Here is an 18,896-nt window from a genome sequence, read left to right as displayed (position 1 = left end):
GATGAAACAAAATTTGGAAAAATTTATCCGGTATATAAGCAGGACTTATTTTAGTTACTGGATAATATGGGGAATTGACTTAGTCATTTCGGTGACTTCCACCTGTTTCACTTATTGGTGGATACATTATCTTACGGGCGCATCACTGAATGGTTGGGGAATGATTCAGGTCGGAGCTTTAGCAGCGGTTGCCACTACGATAGCTTCCTATCTGTTTCACACATACCGTAATACTGTACGTTATTCTCAACTGCGTTGTTTATGGCCGCTCATCTGTAGCTCGTCATTTAAGATGGCATGTATAGGAATCGCTGTCTTTACATTCCTGACTTCTGTCGGCTTATCGGTCAATCAGAAACTTCTGTTTATCCTATTTGATGGAATGTTGACTATCATTGCATTTGCTACATCCCGAATGGTAATGGTTATTATCTACGAGGCCTTGATAGATATGATGAACAAGGAGAATATGCGTATCTTGATTTATGGAACGGACGATCAGAGCGTAGCCTTAAAGACTCGTTTGTTGCATAGCTCTCATTATAAAGTAGTAGGCTTTTATTGTTATGGCACTATCTATAAGCATCGTCGTCTGGCCGAATTGCCTATCTATTATTTTACGAACGAGCAGACTTTCCAGCAACTGGTCCATAAACGCCATATTCAAGGTATCCTGTTTGCTCACAATGAGTCGACCCGTGCGGAAGAGACCCGTTTGCTTCAATACTGCAAGGATAACCATATAAAGACACTCATTGCTCCTTCTATCAGTGAGGCTGACGAAGACGGGAATTTTCATCAATGGGTACGTCCGGTAAAAATCGAAGACTTACTGGGACGCCCTGAGATTAATATCAATATGGGTGAGGTCGCAGATGAATTCAGTGGAAAGGTGGTCATGGTTACAGGAGCTGCCGGTAGTATCGGTAGTGAACTTTGCCGTCAATTGGCGCAGATGAATATCAGTAAACTGGTTATGTTCGATTCAGCCGAGACTCCTTTGCATAACATCCGTCTTGAGTGTGAGCGGAAGTACCCTAACCTTGATTTTGTTCCGGTGATAGGAGATGTCCGTGTGATAGACCGCCTGCGTATGGTATTTGACATTTATCATCCTCAAATCATATTTCATGCAGCGGCCTATAAGCATGTCCCGCTGATGGAAGAAAATCCTTGCGAGGCTGTATTGGTGAATGTCACAGGTAGCCGTCAGGTAGCCGATATGGCAGTGAAGTATGGTGCGGAGAAGATGGTAATGGTTTCCACGGACAAGGCTGTCAATCCTACCAATGTGATGGGATGCTCCAAACGGTTGGCGGAAATCTATGTGCAGAGTTTGAGTTATGCCATTAAAGAAGGTAAGATAGAGGGTAAAACCAAATTTATCACTACCCGTTTCGGCAATGTCTTGGGCAGTAATGGTTCGGTGATTCCCCGTTTCAAAGAACAAATAGAAAATGGCGGTCCCGTCACCGTGACACATCCTGATATCATACGCTATTTCATGACTATCCCCGAGGCGTGTCGCTTGGTGATGGAGGCCGCTACTATGGGGGAAGGAAATGAAATCTTTGTATTCGAAATGGGCAAACCTGTGAAGATTGTGGACTTGGCTACCCGTATGATAGAACTGGCGGGATATAAACCGGGAGAGGATATTAAGATTCAATTTACGGGTCTTCGTCCGGGAGAGAAATTGTATGAGGAAGTTTTGAGTAACGAGGAGAATACGATTCCTACTCATCATAAAAAGATAAAGATAGCTAAGGTTCGGAGATATGAGTATGAGGATATTGTAGGAACATACGATGAGTTTGAGAAATTGTCTCGTTCTGTGAAGATTTGGGATACGGTGAAACTGATGAAAAGGACGGTGCCGGAGTTTAAGTCGAAGAATTCGAGGTTTGAGGAGTTGGATACCAATTCTTTATGAGAACATCTATATTCCCCAAAGAGGGTTAATTTACAGTAATAGCATGAAAAAGAAATTTTTGATTGTCACCAATCATTCATATATGTTATGGCAATTTCGCCGAGAATTGATTGTAGAACTACTTAAACAGGGAGAGGTTGTTATCAGTACTCCTTTTGTGGGGCATGAAGATGATTTCATTGCTATGGGGTGTCGTTGTATCCCTACAGAGATTGATAGAAGAGGAATTAATCCGTTAAAGGATTTTAAACTGTATTGGTTATATCGAAAGTTGCTGAAGAGAGAACGTCCCGATATGGTCATAACCTATTCTATTAAACCCAATATCTATGCAGGGTATGCATGCCGCTCTCTTAACATTCCATATGTGGTGAATGTGCAGGGATTAGGGACCGCTTTTCAAAAAAGTGTGATATCTCAAGTTGTTACGTTTATGTATAAAATAGCTTTGGGTGGGGCAAGAACATGCTTATTTGAGAATGACGCAAATGCAGATGAATTTGTCAATCGTAAGATAATCAAGAAAAAAAACAAGACGGTCCTTCATGGTGCAGGAGTTAATTTAGACTATTATCCAACACAACCATATCCTAAGGAAGAGAATGGAATTCATTTTCTATTTTTGGGACGTATCATGAAAGAGAAAGGGGTAGATGAATTATTTGCTGTGGCTCGAATCATGAAAGAAAAATATGGTAATAAGGTGGTTTTTGATTTGGTTGGCTTCTTTGAAGATGAGTATAAGGGAAAAGTTGAAGAATTAATTGCGGACAATGTTGTCTGTTTTCATGGTTTTCAAGTTGATCCACGACCTTATTATGCATCTGCTCATTGTGTGGTAGTACCAAGTTATCATGAAGGTATGTGTAATGTTTTGTTGGAAGGGGCAGCTACTGGACGTGCTTTGATAGCTAGTGATATTCCGGGGTGTAGGGAAGCTATAGATAATGGCGTAAATGGCTTTTTATGCAAAAAAATGGATGTAGAAAGCTTGTTATACTGTATGGAATGTTTTGTGGCTCTTGATGCTGGCAAACGGGAGAAAATGGGTAAAACAGGAAGATATAAGATGCAGCGTGAGTTTGATAAAGGTGTGGTGGTGAAAGAAACCCTTATGACTTTAGGACTTAAGTAAGAAATGTTGCAATATATATTCATTTTGGTGTGGCTTGGCTTTATGGGAGGGATTGCCTCTCAAATACAGCTTAAACGTTTAGAATTCGTTTGTGGAGAGCGTGTGATGCGATATCCATGGTGGTTTTCTTTGTTCGTTTTTTTTCCTATTATTTGGATGGCGGCTACACGAGGGTATTTTGGTGATACATTTATGTATCAGATTACTTATTTGAAAATGCCAGATAGTTTTTTGGAATTTGCTGAATACTTAAAGTCAGTGGAAAAAGATAAAGGGTATTCGGTCTTTGCTTTTTTTGTGAAACAGATAGTGGGTAATAATACAGTGTGTTATTTTGCAGTGGTTGCATTTGTGCAAGCTGTCTTATTGATAACAGTGTTTAGAAAATATACTCCTTATTATATAATGGTTGTTTTTTTGTTTGTAGCATCTACCGACTATCTTTCATGGATGTTTAATGGAATACGGCAGTTTATGGCTGTAACAATAGTGTTTTCAGCTACGATATTTATGCTAAAAAAAAAGTATTTACCTTTATTGGGAGTCATTTTATTAGCTTCTTCTTTTCATAAAACAGCTCTTTTAATGATACCTTGTGTATTGATAGCTCAAGGAAATGCATGGAATAAGAAAACACTAGTGTTTATAGCTGTTATATTATTGTCTGTAGCTTTTATTGGTACATTTACAAGTTTGCTGGATAGTGCGTTGAAAGAGACTCAATACGTTAATGTAGTAAGTGATTATAAATCATGGAATGATGATGGTACTTCTTTTTTAAGGGTTGTCTTTTATTCTATTCCTGCTATTCTTTCTTTTATTTGGCGGAAGAAGATTCAGAAAGTGCGGGACCCGTTAGTTAATTTTTGTACAAATATGTCTATTATTTCAATGGGATTATATGTCATTTCGATGTTTACTAGTGGAGTTTTTATAGGAAGGCTACCAATTTATGTAAGTTTATATGGATATATCCTGTTGGCATGGGAAATACATCATTGTTTTAGAAAAGAGATGATACAGTTTGCTATTGGAGGCTTGATAGTTGTATATTCATTGTTTTATTATGTTCAGATGAAAGTATGGGAGATGTTTTAGGATGGGAATAAAAAAGAAAATTTTGTTTTTAATTCATGATTTAGGACAAGGTGGTGCGGAAAAGGTTTTGGTCAATCTTGTTAACAATATGGATGATACAAAGTTTGATATTACAGTGATGACTTTATTTGATGTGGGAATAAACCGTCAATTCCTTAGTAAGAGAATAAGATATCGTTCTATTTTTAGTAGAGTATTTAAGGGTAATTCTCATGTAATGAAGCTGTTTTCTCCCAAGATGTTACATAGGCTTTTTATAAAGGAACATTATGATATTGAGGTAGCATATTTGGAGGGACCATGTGCGAGAATTATTAGTGGATGTCATGATATGGATACAAAATTAGTATCATGGGTTCATATAGAACAATCTACTTCTGAAAGAGCAGCGGCGTCTTTCAGAAATATAGAAGAGGCTCAAAAATGTTATAATCGCTTTCATCAGATAGTTTGTGTATCAGCTGCGGTGAAAAATGATTTTACGTCAGTACTTTCGATATCAGCCCCTGTCTGTGTTTTATATAATACAAATGAAACTCAGAAAATAGTCTGTACATCAAAAGAATCTGTTGATGATGTTTTGTTTTTGGAGAATGAAATAAAGTTAGTAGGCGTAGGTAAGTTGTTATCTAGTAAGGGATTTGATCGTATCTTGAGAATAACGAAACGATTGCGTGAAGAGGGCTTTCCTGTACATACATACATATTGGGTATTGGACCGGAAGAACAGAATCTGAAGAAATATGTTACTTTGAATGGTTTGGACAAATATGTGGATTTGTTAGGATATCAGACGAATCCATATAAATATGTGGCAAAATGCGATTTATTTGTTTGTGCTAGTTTTGCAGAAGGTTTTTCTACAGCGACTACCGAAGCTTTGATTGTTGGTGTACCAGTATGTACTGTCAATGTGTCAGGTATGAATGAAATGCTTGGTTGTCAGAATGAATATGGTATTGTGACAGACAATGATGAAGGGGCTTTGTATCAAGGTATTTTACATATGATAGGTGACTCTGAAGTATTAGCTTATTATAAAAAGAAGGCAATAGAACGTGGTAAGTTTTTTAATATGAAGACTACGGTTAATGCTGTTGAAGAAATGTTATGGAAGTTATAAGGTGTATATTTTTTTTAATGCGTTCATTTCCATGCTTTTTGATTTATTGGTCATTGAATGCGGATACTAAATTATTGATACAAGGAGATATCAACAGATATGGGAAGAAAGATACGATCCTTTCTCTTCATGAGTTACTTTTGAATAATCCGGTTTTTCGTAGGTTGTTTTATGTGAGAATAATTACAGAATCGGTTATAAAGTATCGTATGGCAAGATGGTGTTATCGTCCCTTGGATAGTTTGGAAATTAGTTCGACTACTGGGTTGATAGGTAGGGGACTAATGGTGATGCACGGGTATTCTACGATTATTTTTTGCCATTCTATGGGGAAAAATTGTACGGTATATCAAAATGTAACCATTGGACGTGGAAAAAAAATTAATGGTATTGATGTCCCTATTATTGGCGATAATGTGACGATTTATGCAGGAGCAATTGTGATAGGTGGGGTGCATATTGGCGATAATGTAAAAATAGGTGCTGGTGCAGTTGTTGTCAAGGATGTTCCGGAAAATACAACAGTTGTAGGGGGTACAATTCGGATGATTAAACAAGAATAAAAATGAATGAAAAGTTTAAAATATCAATAGTTATACCTATATATAACCTGCAAGATGAGTTACCGCGTTGTGTAGATAGTATAAAAAAACAGACTCACAAAAATATAGAAATAATTTTAGTAGATGATGGGTCAAATGATAATACTTGTGAGGTAATCCGTCGGTTGGTAGAGAGTGATAAGAGAATTATACCGATCTATAAAAAAAATGGAGGAGTTACATCCGCTCGTATGGAGGGAATTAAACAAGCGACAGGGGATTATATTGGTTTTGTTGATGGGGATGATGAAATAGAAGCAAATATGTATGAAGTATTATTGGCGAATGCCATTAAATATCAGGCAGATATTTCTCATTGTGGTTACCAGATGGTTTTTGCTGATGGTCGTGTTCATTATTTTTATAATACAAAACGTTTGGTGGAGCAAGACAAACTGACTGGATTAAAAGACCTGTTGAGTGGGGTTGTAATTGAACCTGGTTTATGTAATAAATTATATAGGAGAGAATTGTTTGACTGTTTGTTAGATACAGGCGTGATGGATATGTCTATTAGAATAAATGAAGATTTGTTGATGAATTTTCATCTGTTTAGACGAGCAAATAAATCTGTTTTTGAAGATCGTTGTCCTTATCATTATATCGTACGTGCAACTTCTGCATCACGTCAAAAACTCAATGAACATAAGATATATGATCCAATTCGGGTTAAACAAATCATTTTAGCTTACTGTGATGATAATATGAAGGAAGCTGCAGTAAAAGCATTGTTAACTACATGTGTTTATGGGTATTGCACACTTGTTTTAGAAAAAAAAGGCTATATAAAAGAACAAAGTGATATAAGGGAGTTGATTGAACAATATTTTTCTTATGTTGAAAGACTGCCAAAAAGAACGAGAGTCCTTGCGCAATGTATAATAAAGATACCACGACTTTTTGACATATTATATCCGATTTATGTAGTATGTCTGCAAAAGAAAAAATATAATTGATTTACAAAATAGAAAAGAGGTATGAAGAAGGTTTTATATATGCATACTGGTAGTGGCAATCATGGTTGCGAAGCTATAGTGCGAACTTCTGCAAAGATGTTGGGAGGTCCTGAGAATGTACTTTTGTGGTCATTAACTAAATCGGAAGATTTGAAATATGGGACTGCCAAGTCTGTTGAAGCAGTGCTGGAGTCAGAACAGCTAAAGAAATATAGCATAGATTATTTTGAGGCTCTTCTTAAAAGGCGATTGTTGCATAACCAGCAAGCAAATATGCAAGTGTTTCTGAGAAAAATTTTTAAAGATAGAGTCGCTATTTCAATTGGTGGTGATAATTATTGTTATGAGTGGTCTGCAAAGCAGGCAGTTGAACTGAATAAAGAAATCCGAAAATATTGTAAATATTCTGTATTGTGGGGATGTTCGATTGATCCAGAAGCAATCACTTCCGCAGTTGCAGAAGATTTGGCTAAATATGACTTAATCACTGCTCGTGAACCGATAACCTACAAATTACTGAAGAGTATAAATCCATATACAGTAAAAGTTGCGGATCCGGCGTTTTTGCTAGATAGAAAAGAGCTACCATTACCCAAAAATTTTGTAGAAGGTAATACAGTTGGAATAAATGTCAGTCCTTTGATTATGAAATATGGACCGGATGGTGATATTATTTTGCGCAATTATGAGAAAATGATTCAGTATATTCTGGATGAAACAGATATGAATATTTGTTTCATTCCTCATGTTGTTTGGAATTATAATGATGATTTGAAACCTATCAATATCCTTTATGAATTGTTCGAGAACACTAATCGTGTTTGTAAAATAGAGGATGCTAATTGTATGGAGTTGAAAGGGTATATTGCTAGATGTAGATTTTTTGTTGGTGCTAGAACTCATGCGACGATTGCGGCATATTCCAGTTTTGTGCCGACGTTGGTAGTTGGTTATTCGGTAAAGTCTCGAGGTATTGCCCAAGATTTATTCGGAACGGAAGAAAATTATGTGTTGCCTGTGCAAGATTTGAAAACAGAAAATGAGTTAATGTCACGTTTTGTTTGGTTAATGAACTATGAACAGGAGCAAAATGAAATATTGAAACGTAGAATTCCTGACTATTTGAATGAGGCAAAAAGTGGGGGAGTGGAATTGATGCAGTTAATGAATAATGATATAAGAGGACGTAAATGAATCAAAGAAAAGCGGGTGCAATATTGTCTAATATATATGTGGTTGTCATTAATGTAATTGCATTAGTCTATACACCATATATGCTTCGCATGATGGGGCAAAGTCAGTATGGGCTTTATGGAACGGCAAATTCATTTATATCATATCTTTCTATATTAAGTTTAGGTATAGGTGGAGCTTATATCCGTTTTAATTTTCAATGTAGAGCTAAACATGATAGAGAGGCGGAAAAAAAACTCAACGGTATGTTTTTGACTATTTTTTCAGTGTTATCATTATTGGTTTTTATTGGAGGTTTGATTTTTATAGCTTTGTCAGAAAAGTTGGTGGAGAGTACCTTTACTTTACAAGAATCGTCTGATTTGCGTATTATAATGTTTATTCTCACATTGAACATGATGGTTTCTTTTATTTTTAATGTGGTCATGATGTCTTTACAGGCATATGAACGTTTCTTTTTTATACGAATTGTTTTATTGATAGCAGGTATCATTACTCCTATTGCTAATGTGATTACGTTAAATATGGGAGGACGTGCTGTTGTTATTTCTGAAATATCTTTTTTTATTAGTTTACTTTCATATATCATTTTTTATATTTATGCCAGAAGGGCAATAGCTTTACAATTTTCGTTTAAGGGATTTGATAAACAAGTAATGAAAGAACTATTTGTTTTTTCAGGTTTTTTGTTTTTGAATTCGATAACTGACCAAATAACTTTTTCAACAGATAATTTGGTGTTAAGTGCTGTTGGAGGAACGACGGTTGTTGCTGTTTACACTATCGGTTCAAGTTTTAAAGGCTATTTCCAGCAAATCTCATCTTCTATTGCAAATGTATTTGCTCCGCAAATTAATGATATAGTAGCAAATAATGGTAATATATCAGAACTTGATATGATATTTATTCGTATTGGTCGTATTCAATTTTATATAGTTTCACTCGTGTTGATTGAATATATTTTTGTTGGATATGATTTTGTTTGTATTTGGGCAGGATATGATTATAAAGATGCATTTTATATTGGACTTTTATTGATTCTTGCTGTATTTGTTCCAGCTATTCAAAATATAGGGCTTGAAATACAAAAAGCAAAAAATATGCATAAAGCACGGAGTATAGTTTATTTTCTGATAGCTTTGGTTAATGTGATTATTACAATTCCTTGCAGTATTAAGTGGGGAGGGATTGGAGCTGCATTTGCAACAACAATTTGTATGTTTTTGGGTACAGTTCTTTTTATGAATTTCTACTATGCTAAATATATTCATTTGGATATTAGAGGTTTTTGGAAGTCTATATATAGTATATTGCCGGGATATGTTCTTCCTGTTTTTGGTGGGATAATAATTAATAGATTTTGGAGATTGGATTCTTATTTTGAAATTTCGGGAGCAGCAGTTATTATTTTGGTTGTTTTTGGTATTTCAATATGGAATTTCAGTATGAATTCTTATGAAAAACAATTGTTGGGAAAACCGATTGGACAGATAAAAGAGAAGATGTTTAAAAAATAACAAACGATGAGAGAACTTGTAAATTATTTGCGAGCACTTTATAATGATTTGATAGTTTGTGGAACTTTAAAGTATATACAAATAAATTGGTTACGAAAAGAAAATCAATTTGTATCATATCAAAGTAGAATTCGTAATCTGTTTTCACCTGCTGTCCATATTGATAAATCTGCGGTTATAAAACTTGAAGGAACGATGACTTTAAATGAGGGATATCCAAGAAATTCTGGTAAAAAGTCGGTGCTTATTTTGGAAAAAAAATCAAAGCTATCATTAGTTGGACATTTCAAAGTCTATTATGGAGCAGAGGTTTGTGTTTATCAAAATGCAAAATTGGAATTGGGATATGGATATATAAATGCTGGAGCACAGATTCGTTGTATGAATCATATTTCAATTGGAAATCAATGTGCCATAGGACGTAATGTTATAATTATGGATTATGATGCCCATGAACTGTTTTATAATGATGGAAAAAAAAACACGATAACTTCCCCAGTCATAATAGGCAATCATGTATGGATTGGAGCTAATGCTATGATATTGAAAGGAGTATCAATTGGAGATAATGCAGTAATTGGAGCAGGGGCTGTTGTGACTAAAGATGTACCATCAAATACAGTTGTGGCTGGTGTGCCGGCAATAGTACTTAAAGAGGGTATTCATTGGAAGTAAAAAAAGTATGAAAAGGTATATAGAATATGATTTAATGCGAATTGTCGCATGTTTGGGTGTTATAATGATTCATGTGGCTGTGTTTGACCAAGGGAAATTATGGTCACATACTACTTTTGAGTTTCAAGCTATAAACTTTTGGGGAGTAATGTCCAGATGGGCAGTTCCAACATTTGTAATGCTAAGTGGAATGATGATTTTGCCTCATGGCGATGAAATCTCAATTTCAAAATTGTTAAAACATCGTGTATTGCGGATGTTAGGGGCATATATTGCCTGGTCATGTGTATATTCATTTTATAATGTTTATTTTTTAGATATTGTTTATGCACCAACAAAATTGAAGACATTTATAGACGGATGTTTTAGTGGGGAATTGCATATGTGGTATCTTTTAATGTTGTCAGGACTTTATCTTGCATCGCCATTGTTGGCTATTGTGATCAAGAAAGCGGATAAAAAGTGGATTGTTTATTGGTTGAATGTGTTGTTTCTATTTACCTCTATTATACCTTTTATCGTGAAATTGAATATTAAATTTATTTCTACGATTGTTGAAAGTATTTATAGCTATATGGATTTGCAATTTTTTGGTGGGTGGACACTTTATTTCATATTAGGATTTTATATTCAACAATGTGATTGTTTGTCGAAGAGAAAGAAAATTATATATTTTAGCTCAATTTTGAGCTTTATATTTACTCTTTATGGAACAATTGTTTATAGTTGGCAGCATGGGACTTCATTGGGAGTGTTACCATATGAATATCCAAACATCGTGTTAATGAGTGTTGGCGTTCTTTTCTTTTTTAAAGAGAAAATTTCAAAAATGCCTTTCATTTTTAGATATGAAAAAATTATAGTCAACTTGTCTAAGCTTACTTTTGGTATTTATTTAATTCACGTTTTATTATTAAAGGTGTTGTATTCATTGGGAATTAATATACAATTGACGCATCCAATTATATCAGTGCCAGTAGTGGCGATACTTGTATTTGTGATTGGGGCAGGAATTGTTTGGTTGTTAAGAAAAGTGCCTGTGGTTGGAACGTATTGGGCGTAAGAGAAATTGATATGATAGATAAAAAAATAGGAAGTCATTGTACCGGTTGTACAGCTTGTAAATGTGTGTGTCCAAAATCTGTGATAAGTATGGAAGCAGATAATGAAGGTTTTTCTTATCCGGTGGTTGATTATGCACAGTGTATACAGTGTGGAAAATGCATAAAGGTTTGTCCTGTGCTTTCTGAGGGAAAAATAAATTTATATAATAATCCGGTTGTTTACTCTGCATGGAATCTTGATCAAAAAGTAAGAATTGATAGTACTTCTGGAGGGATATTTTCTGCATTGGCGGAAACTTTCCTTAAACATGGAGGAGTTGTTGTAGGAGCGGAATATGGTGACGATTTTGAGATTCGTCATGTGATAATTAATGAAGAACGGGATATTGTACGACTAAGGCAGTCTAAGTATGCACAAAGTAACTTGGATAATATATTTAGAAGAATAAAAGATATTTTGCGAACTGGAAAAAAAGTGTTGTTCTGTGGAACTCCTTGTCAATCGTCCGGATTGCAAAATTATTTAGGTAATCAATATGAGAATCTTTATTGTTGTGATTTTATTTGCCGAGGAGTTATAAGTCCAAAAGTTTATCGCAAATTTTTGAAAGATATGGCTGAGATAAATGGAACATCAGTGGTTAAAGTGCATTTTAAAAATAAAACTTACGGCTGGAATCGATTTAGTACACACCTTTTGTTCGCTAATGGAAATATGTATCAGAAAGATCGCTATGATGATTATTATATGCGAGGTTATTTAAAACATAATCTGTATTTGCGACCTTCATGTCATGAATGCCATTTTAAGAAAATTCCACGTTTATCAGATATATCCTTAGGGGATTTCTGGGGAATTGGAAATTATAAAAAAGAACTTGATAATGATATGGGGACATCTGTTTTATTGGTAAATTCGAATAAAGGTAGAGAGCTGCTTAGTTGGATGTCTGATAAACTCTATATAGAACAAAGAGAATTGAAAGAGGTGTTGAAAGGGAATTATTGCTTGATGAATTCTGCTGAAATAGGCGAATTTAGATCCTATTTTTTTAAACATTTAGAACATATGCCTTTTGATAAATTGATTGAAAAGATAGATCATAAGGCATTACATCTTTCTATTGGAGAAAGAATGTTGGAATTTATGCACAATGTGAAAATATTTATTTTGAAGTATGCAGGAAAATAAAATAATTTCAATTATAGTACCTGTATATAATATTGAGCGATATTTACCACAATGTTTGGAAAGTATATTAGAACAAACATATAGAGATTTGGAGATTATTCTGGTTGATGACGGATCAACAGATGCTTCCGGTGACATTTGTGAACAATATGCTCAATATGACAATCGTATTATAGTCATTCATCAGAAAAATAGTGGAGCTGCAAGTGCTAAGAATGCAGGGTTGCGGTTGGCAAGGGGGAAATATCTCACATTTGTAGATAGTGATGATTATCTTGAACCGGATGCATATGCATATATGGTTTCGCAGTTAGAAAGCTGTGATGCAGATGTTATTCAGTGTAATTTTCGAAATGTTTATGTCGGATTTTCTGAAATACCTAATAATGACTCTGACCGGAGGATATATTCTACAGTAGAATATCTTAGAAGATTTACAATAGATTGGACTTGCGGTTTGCTATGGAACAAACTTTATGAACGTAGATTGTTTAATAATATTTTATTTGAGGAAGGACATAAAATAGATGATGAGTATTTTACTTATCAAGGAATGATGAACGCTCATAGGATTGTAGTTTCTCCAAAAGTTATGTATAACTATCGTAAAAGAAAATCCAGTGTTATGCTTGCGGAGAGTTCACAACAACAGATTGTGCTGGATAAATTGGATTATTTGCAAAAACGCAGAATGAAGATTATAGCTAAGTTTCCGGAATTAAAGCATGATTTTGATTTTCATTTTTTAAATATGTTGATTATTCTTTCTAAAGATCATTCAGCTACGTATGAAAGTATAGAGTATACTAAATATTTGTTACGAGAGTATTTTCGAAAAGGAAAGAAATGCAAGATAGGATTGAATTTATGGATTCAATTGATTGGTTTGATGTATAAAAAATCTAAGAAGATATTGAAGAAAAAGCAGATGGATATATCAGATAAAGATTATGAGTCTTATTTTGAGTGATTATTGATGAAAAAGATAAAATTGTTTTTTTGTGCAATAAGAATATTACCTATTTTACCAATAGTAAAATGGTCGGATAAACTTTTTATGGCCGATTTAAAAAGATGGAAATATATTTGTCATATCGATGGAAGTGATTGGATAGTTTTAGCTCAATTATTAGGTGAATGGCAAGAGTATAGAAATCTTTTTATTTATCGAAATAGATTTAGACGTATATTTTGTATTTGGGTGATGCTATGGTATCGTCCTGTTGATACATTGTATATTCAAGCAAAGGAAATAGGGGGAGGATTGTATATTCAGCATGGCTTTTCAACGATGATTTCAGCAGAGTCTATAGGAGAAAACTGTTGGATAAATCAGCAAGTTACAATAGGTTTTAATGGAAGTGGCCGACCGCCTATTATAGGTGATAATGTAATGATTACTTGTGGAGCTAAAGTTTTGGGAAGTATTAAGATTGGCAATAATGTAGTAATAGCAGCCAATGCTGTTGTGATTAGGGATGTAGAAAATGGAGCTGTTGTAGGGGGTGTGCCAGCTCGTAAATTAAAGTGAGATAAATAAAATTGTGATGAATAGCTTGGTTAGTATTGTCATTCCTGTGTATAATGCAGAGAAAACGATTGTAAGATGTGTTGAATCAATTCTTTATGGAGCTTTGGATAATATAAATATTATCTTGGTTGATGATTGCTCAAAAGATAATAGTTGGAATGTGTGTCAAAAACTTTCTCGGCAATATAAAAATGTTCGTAGTTTCCGGAATAAGGAAAATGCTGGAGTCTCTTTTACAAGGAATCGCGGAATCGCGGAAATAGAAAGCAAATATGTAATGTTTGTAGATAGCGATGATTGGGTATCAAAAGAATATGTGACAAAGTTATTGTATATTGCTGAGAAGTATCCGGAAGCATTGGCAATATGCGGATTACAATTTCGTGATGAAGTGAATAATTGTCGTAAGGATTATTTGTGGAATGTGGAGGAAGGTCAGATTTCTTTTGTTGATGGAGAATCTTTTTTTGAATTGCTCAAAAAGTTCCATCTTCAACAACTTTGGAATAAGATTTTTCGTAGAGATATAATAGAAAAAAATCAGCTTCGTTTTGACGAAAAACAGAGTATGGGAGAGGACTTCCAGTTTGTACTGGATTATATGGAGGCTATGAAATGTAAACAGTGTGTAGTTATAAATGAACCGCTTTATTATTACATTCGAGCACATAGCATATCATTGATGAGCAATTTTGGTGCCTCACAGGAGGGGTATGAATATAAACGTTTTGAAAAACTATTGAAAATAAGCGGAGAAAATAATTTACGGGTTTGTGAACAATATAAAAATACTGTACAAGCTACTAAAAATAATTTTGTATATCAAGTATGTCATAATAGGAATATAGGTGTTGCGGAGAAAATCAGGAGGATTGAATATGTAATGCAGGATGGGAAAGCGAAACTGTATTATAGGAAACAACAAATAATATTGTTTAAAGAACGAGTGATAGAAATGAAACGTAAATGGGGGCAATTGCTTCCACGTTTGAGAGGTAGATTGCAACGGATGGGATTGGAACGTAATATACAGTCATTGCGTAAGAAATGTCGTGCTAAAAATATCACGATTATATCACAGAATTGTATTGGTGGTACTTTTTATCATGACATGAATATGGAATTTCTTTCTCCAACCATTAATTTGTTTATACGTCAACCAGATTTTGTTAAGTTAGTGTTGAATTTGGAGAAATATATGGCTGCGGAATTGGTAATGTCATGGGGAGAAGAATATCCAATTGGAATTTTAGGAGGAGATATCCGGATTGATTTTATGCATTATCGTTCATGTAGTGAAGCTAAAGAGGCATGGAATAGACGTAAAGCTCGGATAAATTATGATAGAGTCTTGGTACTTTCTACAGATCGAAATGGATTTGATGATTCCGTGTTTGAAGCTTGGAAAACAATACCTTATCCTAAGGTGCTGTTTACTGTTCATAAAAAATATAATGATATCAGCGGAACAGTTGTGTATTCACAATATGCAGCTGATGGTTGTGTACCGGATTTAATACCTCAAAGAGAGATATATAAGGATGGGGAATTGTTGTTTGCAGCTAATAGTTTTTCCGAAATAAAATGACAGTATGGAGTTGGTGGATAAATTAAATTGCACAGGATGTATGGCATGTGTATCTGCTTGTCCTCGACAATGTATTGATATTGTCAAAGGAAAGTTGGGACATTTGTATCCGAAGATTATTGGGGAACAATGTATCGAGTGTGGAAAATGCAGACGAACATGTCCGGAAATTGTACCGTTAACATTTCATTCTGTTAGCAAATCCTATGCAGCGTGGAGTATGGATAAGGAAAATCATAAATCTAGTGCGTCAGGTGGGGCAGCTGCTGAATTTTATTATCAAGCTTTACATGATGATTTTTGGATTTGCGGTGTTGAATATCGTGAGGATTTTCACGTAGTCCATACATTGACGGATTCGATGGCGGCTGTTAGTCGTTTTAAGCAGTCTAAGTATGTGTATTCTGAGATGGGGACGGTTTATGCTGAAATTGAAAAGCTCTTAAAGTGTAACAAGAAAGTTCTTTTTATTTCTTTACCTTGTAAAGTGGCTGGATTATTGGGATTTTTGGGAAAGCATTATTGTAATCTACTTACAGTGGATATTGTTTGTCACGGTACCCCTTCGCATGAGAATTTGCGAAATCATATTTTTAGCATAGATAAGGAGAATAAAGCCTCAAAGTTAAAATTTAGGATGGAAAATGAGTTTTTGTTTGATTTGAGTGATGCTGCAGGGACTGATATTTATCGGAGGATAGGGCGTGAGGATACTTATTTAGCTGCTTTTTTAGAGGGGTTAAACTATCGTGATTCTTGTTATTATTGTAGTTATGCGAAGCCGGAAAGAGTGTCGGATATTACAATTTGTGACTTTTGGGGATTGGGATTGGAATTACCTTTCGATCATCCTTATATGGGAGCTGTATCAGCAGTATTGGTAAATACAGAGTATGGAAGAAGTTTTGTAGAGAAGTGTAAAAGGCGATTGTTTATGGAAGAGCGTCCTGTATGGGAGGCTGTTAAAGGAAATGCGCAATTGAAGGCTCCTACAGAGATTCATCCTAAAAGGAAGGCGTTTGAAAGTCTCTATAAAACACATGGCTTTGAGGTGGCAGTGAAAAGATGTTTGAATGAAGAAATGAAGAAAGAGAGTAGGAGGTTGCTAAAAAGGCGGTTAAGAAGAATGGTACGAGGCGTTGTTGGAATATTCATTAAAAAATATAGAAGATAGGAATTATGAAAATAGGAATTATGTCGATGCAGCGGGTTGTGAATTATGGTTCATTTCTTCAAGCATATGCATTAAAGCGACAAATTGAGGATGTTTTGCAAGGAGAGAACCGGCAGGTTGAATTTGTTGATTATGAGATAGAGCCTTCATTGATTAAAAATGATGAAAAAAAGATGGATTTTAATGTAAAAATGTATTTACTTAAAATTTTAAAGATGTTATCTCCTAAGTACAGACGATATCGTAATCAACAAAAGTTACTTAACCGAACATTTTCAGAATTTAGTAAGGCTTATAATGAAACTTTTTTGCCTACTATCGGAGTAAAAAAGGCAAAAGTATATTGTCCTGAATTGGATGTGTTGGTTATTGGTAGCGATGAGGTTTTTAATTGTACCCAAAAAGGAACGCTGGTAGGGTATAGCAGACAATTGTTTGGCAAAGACAATCGTGCAAAAAAACTTATAAGTTATGCAGCTTCGTTTGGTACAACAACGTTAGAGAAATTGGAAAAATATCATATTATTAATGATATTGCGGGTGATCTCTCATGTTTTGATGCTTTATCTGTAAGAGATACAAATTCACAAAACGTGGTGGCAGCTTTATGTGGACAAATACCTTGTCGTCATATTGATCCGGTGTTGCTATATGACTTTGGGGAAGTGGATACAATGGTTGTAGATCGAAAAGATTACCTTATTGTATATGCATATGCAGATCGTATAACCAAAGAAGAGGCTAAGGAAATTCGTGCTTTTGCGAAGAGTAAGAATTTGAAAGTGATAGCATTGGGATTTTATCAGCCCTTTTGTGACGAATACATATTAGCTAAACCTTTGGAAGTGTTGGCTTATGTGAAAAATGCAGCTTATGTAGTGACTGATACATTTCATGGAACGGTATTTTCCATTAAATATCAGATACCTTTTGCTACTATAATTAGAGAAAGTAATAAACAGAAATTAGGTGATTTGTTAGAACTTTTTCAGTTGACAGAAAGGAAGGTGACATGTTTGAGTAAGTTGCCTGAAATATTGGAAGCTAAAATGGATCTAACAAATATTCGGGATATATTGGCGAAAGAAAGAGAATCTTCTTTGTCATATTTGTATAATCATCTGCTTGGATAATATAGAATAGGAATGGTAATAATTAGCGTTATTGTGCCTATATATAAGGTAGAAAAGTATTTGCGACGATGTGTAGATTCGATATTGTCTCAGACTTATAAGGATTTAGAGGTGATTTTGGTGGATGATGGATCGCCAGATCGATGTGGGGAAATTTGTGATGAATATAAGAAGTGCGATAGTCGTGTTCGAGTGGTACACAAACAGAATGGGGGGCTTTCTGATGCAAGAAATGCTGGATTGCAAATTGCGACAGGGGAATATGTTGCCTTTGTGGATAGTGACGATTGGGTGGCAAAAGATTATTTGGAAAAATTGTATCTTGCATTGATAAATACCGGAAGCGATATTTGCGAATGTGAGATTATTCGAACAACTGGAAATGTTGAATTTTGCGAATGCGAAAATACGACTATATGTTATCATACACAAGAAGCACTGGGATTATTGATTCAAGATAAGGTGTTTCATCAATATGTATGGAATAAACTTTATAAACGAAATTGCATATCTGATATTTATTTTGAAAAAGGGAGAACCAATGAAGATGAGTTTTGGACTTATCAAGTATTTGGGCGGGCAAAACATATTACAAAACTTGGGATTGCTTTGTACTTCTATTTCCAAAGAAAAAGTAGTATTATGGGAGTAGGATATAATATTAAACGGTTGGATGCATTGGAGGCGAAACAACAGAGACAACTTTACATCCAACTGAATTTTCCAGTTTTATCTTTCATAGCAAAAAAAAATCTATTTGCTTCTTGTATATATAATGGACAAATGACTTTGAAATTTTTATTTGGTGATGAAAGGAAAAGGGCGAAAGAAAATATTTATAAAGTAGTAGCATCTAACAAACTGTCAAATAAAGAAATCAAGTTGTTGTCTAGCAATGAAAGGTTGTGGTTTATTTTAAGTAATTGGAACTTTTGGCTGATCTGCAAGATAAGGAATTGGTTGGGAAGAGGGTTTTAATTA

General features: G+C 34.6%; 17 protein-coding genes and 1 pseudogene. All 18 read left to right on the top strand.

The window, feature by feature from the left end:
- The first annotated feature begins 1 nt into the window (after window position 1).
- Window positions 2-1,933: a polysaccharide biosynthesis protein gene (locus tag CLIN57ABFB40_RS10180; protein WP_175629950.1), complete on the top strand. Its 1,932-nt coding sequence runs from the start codon at window positions 2-4 to the stop codon at window positions 1,931-1,933.
- A gap of 43 nt (window positions 1,934-1,976) precedes the next feature.
- Window positions 1,977-3,068, top strand: coding sequence for a glycosyltransferase family 4 protein (locus tag CLIN57ABFB40_RS10175; RefSeq protein ID WP_175629949.1), 1,092 nt, complete (start codon window positions 1,977-1,979; stop codon window positions 3,066-3,068).
- Window positions 3,069-3,110: 42 nt separating this feature from the next.
- Window positions 3,111-4,166 carry an EpsG family protein gene (locus CLIN57ABFB40_RS10170; protein WP_175629948.1) on the top strand — a complete coding sequence of 352 codons (1,056 nt, stop codon included), beginning with the start codon at window positions 3,111-3,113 and terminating at the stop codon, window positions 4,164-4,166.
- 1 nt (window position 4,167) lies between these two features.
- The gene (locus tag CLIN57ABFB40_RS10165; protein ID WP_175629947.1) at window positions 4,168-5,289 is read left to right on the top strand and encodes a glycosyltransferase; all 1,122 of its coding nucleotides are present in this window, start codon (window positions 4,168-4,170) and stop codon (window positions 5,287-5,289) included.
- Window positions 5,277-5,852: a serine O-acetyltransferase gene (locus CLIN57ABFB40_RS10160; protein WP_175629946.1), complete on the top strand. Its 576-nt coding sequence runs from the start codon at window positions 5,277-5,279 to the stop codon at window positions 5,850-5,852. Before CLIN57ABFB40_RS10165 ends, CLIN57ABFB40_RS10160 begins: the two co-directional genes overlap by 13 nt.
- Window positions 5,853-5,854: 2 nt before the next feature.
- Complete coding sequence (locus tag CLIN57ABFB40_RS10155; protein WP_175629945.1) at window positions 5,855-6,847, top strand: glycosyltransferase family 2 protein; 993 nt, start codon at window positions 5,855-5,857, stop codon at window positions 6,845-6,847.
- Window positions 6,848-6,868: 21 nt separating this feature from the next.
- Window positions 6,869-8,041, top strand: coding sequence for a polysaccharide pyruvyl transferase family protein (locus CLIN57ABFB40_RS10150; RefSeq protein WP_175629944.1), 1,173 nt, complete (start codon window positions 6,869-6,871; stop codon window positions 8,039-8,041).
- On the top strand, window positions 8,038-9,558 hold the full coding sequence (locus tag CLIN57ABFB40_RS10145; protein WP_175629943.1) for an oligosaccharide flippase family protein: 1,521 nt from the start codon (window positions 8,038-8,040) through the stop codon (window positions 9,556-9,558). Before CLIN57ABFB40_RS10150 ends, CLIN57ABFB40_RS10145 begins: the two co-directional genes overlap by 4 nt.
- 6 nt (window positions 9,559-9,564) lie before the next feature.
- The gene (locus CLIN57ABFB40_RS20510) at window positions 9,565-10,233 is read left to right on the top strand and encodes an acyltransferase (RefSeq protein WP_303876446.1); all 669 of its coding nucleotides are present in this window, start codon (window positions 9,565-9,567) and stop codon (window positions 10,231-10,233) included.
- 7 nt (window positions 10,234-10,240) lie between these two features.
- On the top strand, window positions 10,241-11,296 hold the full coding sequence (locus tag CLIN57ABFB40_RS10135; RefSeq protein ID WP_175629942.1) for an acyltransferase: 1,056 nt from the start codon (window positions 10,241-10,243) through the stop codon (window positions 11,294-11,296).
- Between the two features lie 11 nt (window positions 11,297-11,307).
- A complete protein-coding gene (locus tag CLIN57ABFB40_RS10130; RefSeq protein ID WP_175629941.1) occupies window positions 11,308-12,489 on the top strand; it encodes a Coenzyme F420 hydrogenase/dehydrogenase, beta subunit C-terminal domain in 1,182 nt (393 codons plus the stop codon).
- Entirely contained in the window at window positions 12,476-13,459 is a 984-nt protein-coding gene (locus CLIN57ABFB40_RS10125) for a glycosyltransferase family 2 protein (RefSeq protein WP_175629940.1), read from the top strand. The genes CLIN57ABFB40_RS10130 and CLIN57ABFB40_RS10125 overlap by 14 nt, the downstream gene beginning before the upstream one ends.
- 6 nt (window positions 13,460-13,465) lie before the next feature.
- A complete protein-coding gene (locus tag CLIN57ABFB40_RS20255) occupies window positions 13,466-14,020 on the top strand; it encodes a serine acetyltransferase (RefSeq protein ID WP_254871734.1) in 555 nt (184 codons plus the stop codon).
- Window positions 14,021-14,036: 16 nt separating this feature from the next.
- Entirely contained in the window at window positions 14,037-15,608 is a 1,572-nt protein-coding gene (locus tag CLIN57ABFB40_RS10115; protein ID WP_175629939.1) for a DUF1919 domain-containing protein, read from the top strand.
- A 4-nt stretch (window positions 15,609-15,612) separates the two neighbouring features.
- Window positions 15,613-15,774 (top strand): annotated as a pseudogene (locus tag CLIN57ABFB40_RS20605) (4Fe-4S binding protein); the annotation flags it as partial.
- 54 nt (window positions 15,775-15,828) lie between these two features.
- Window positions 15,829-16,782, top strand: a complete 954-nt coding sequence (locus CLIN57ABFB40_RS10105; protein WP_175628354.1) for a Coenzyme F420 hydrogenase/dehydrogenase, beta subunit C-terminal domain — start codon at window positions 15,829-15,831, stop codon at window positions 16,780-16,782.
- 5 nt (window positions 16,783-16,787) lie between these two features.
- On the top strand, window positions 16,788-17,915 hold the full coding sequence (locus CLIN57ABFB40_RS10100; protein ID WP_175629938.1) for a polysaccharide pyruvyl transferase family protein: 1,128 nt from the start codon (window positions 16,788-16,790) through the stop codon (window positions 17,913-17,915).
- Window positions 17,916-17,927: 12 nt separating this feature from the next.
- Window positions 17,928-18,893 (top strand): glycosyltransferase family 2 protein, encoded by a 966-nt coding sequence (locus CLIN57ABFB40_RS10095; RefSeq protein WP_175629937.1) that lies wholly within the window; start codon window positions 17,928-17,930, stop codon window positions 18,891-18,893.
- Window positions 18,894-18,896 lie beyond the last annotated feature (3 nt).

It is taken from the genome of Bacteroides acidifaciens (assembly GCF_903181435.1).
Lineage (GTDB): Bacteria > Bacteroidota > Bacteroidia > Bacteroidales > Bacteroidaceae > Bacteroides.
This window is presented reverse-complemented; position numbering and strand designations above follow the sequence as displayed.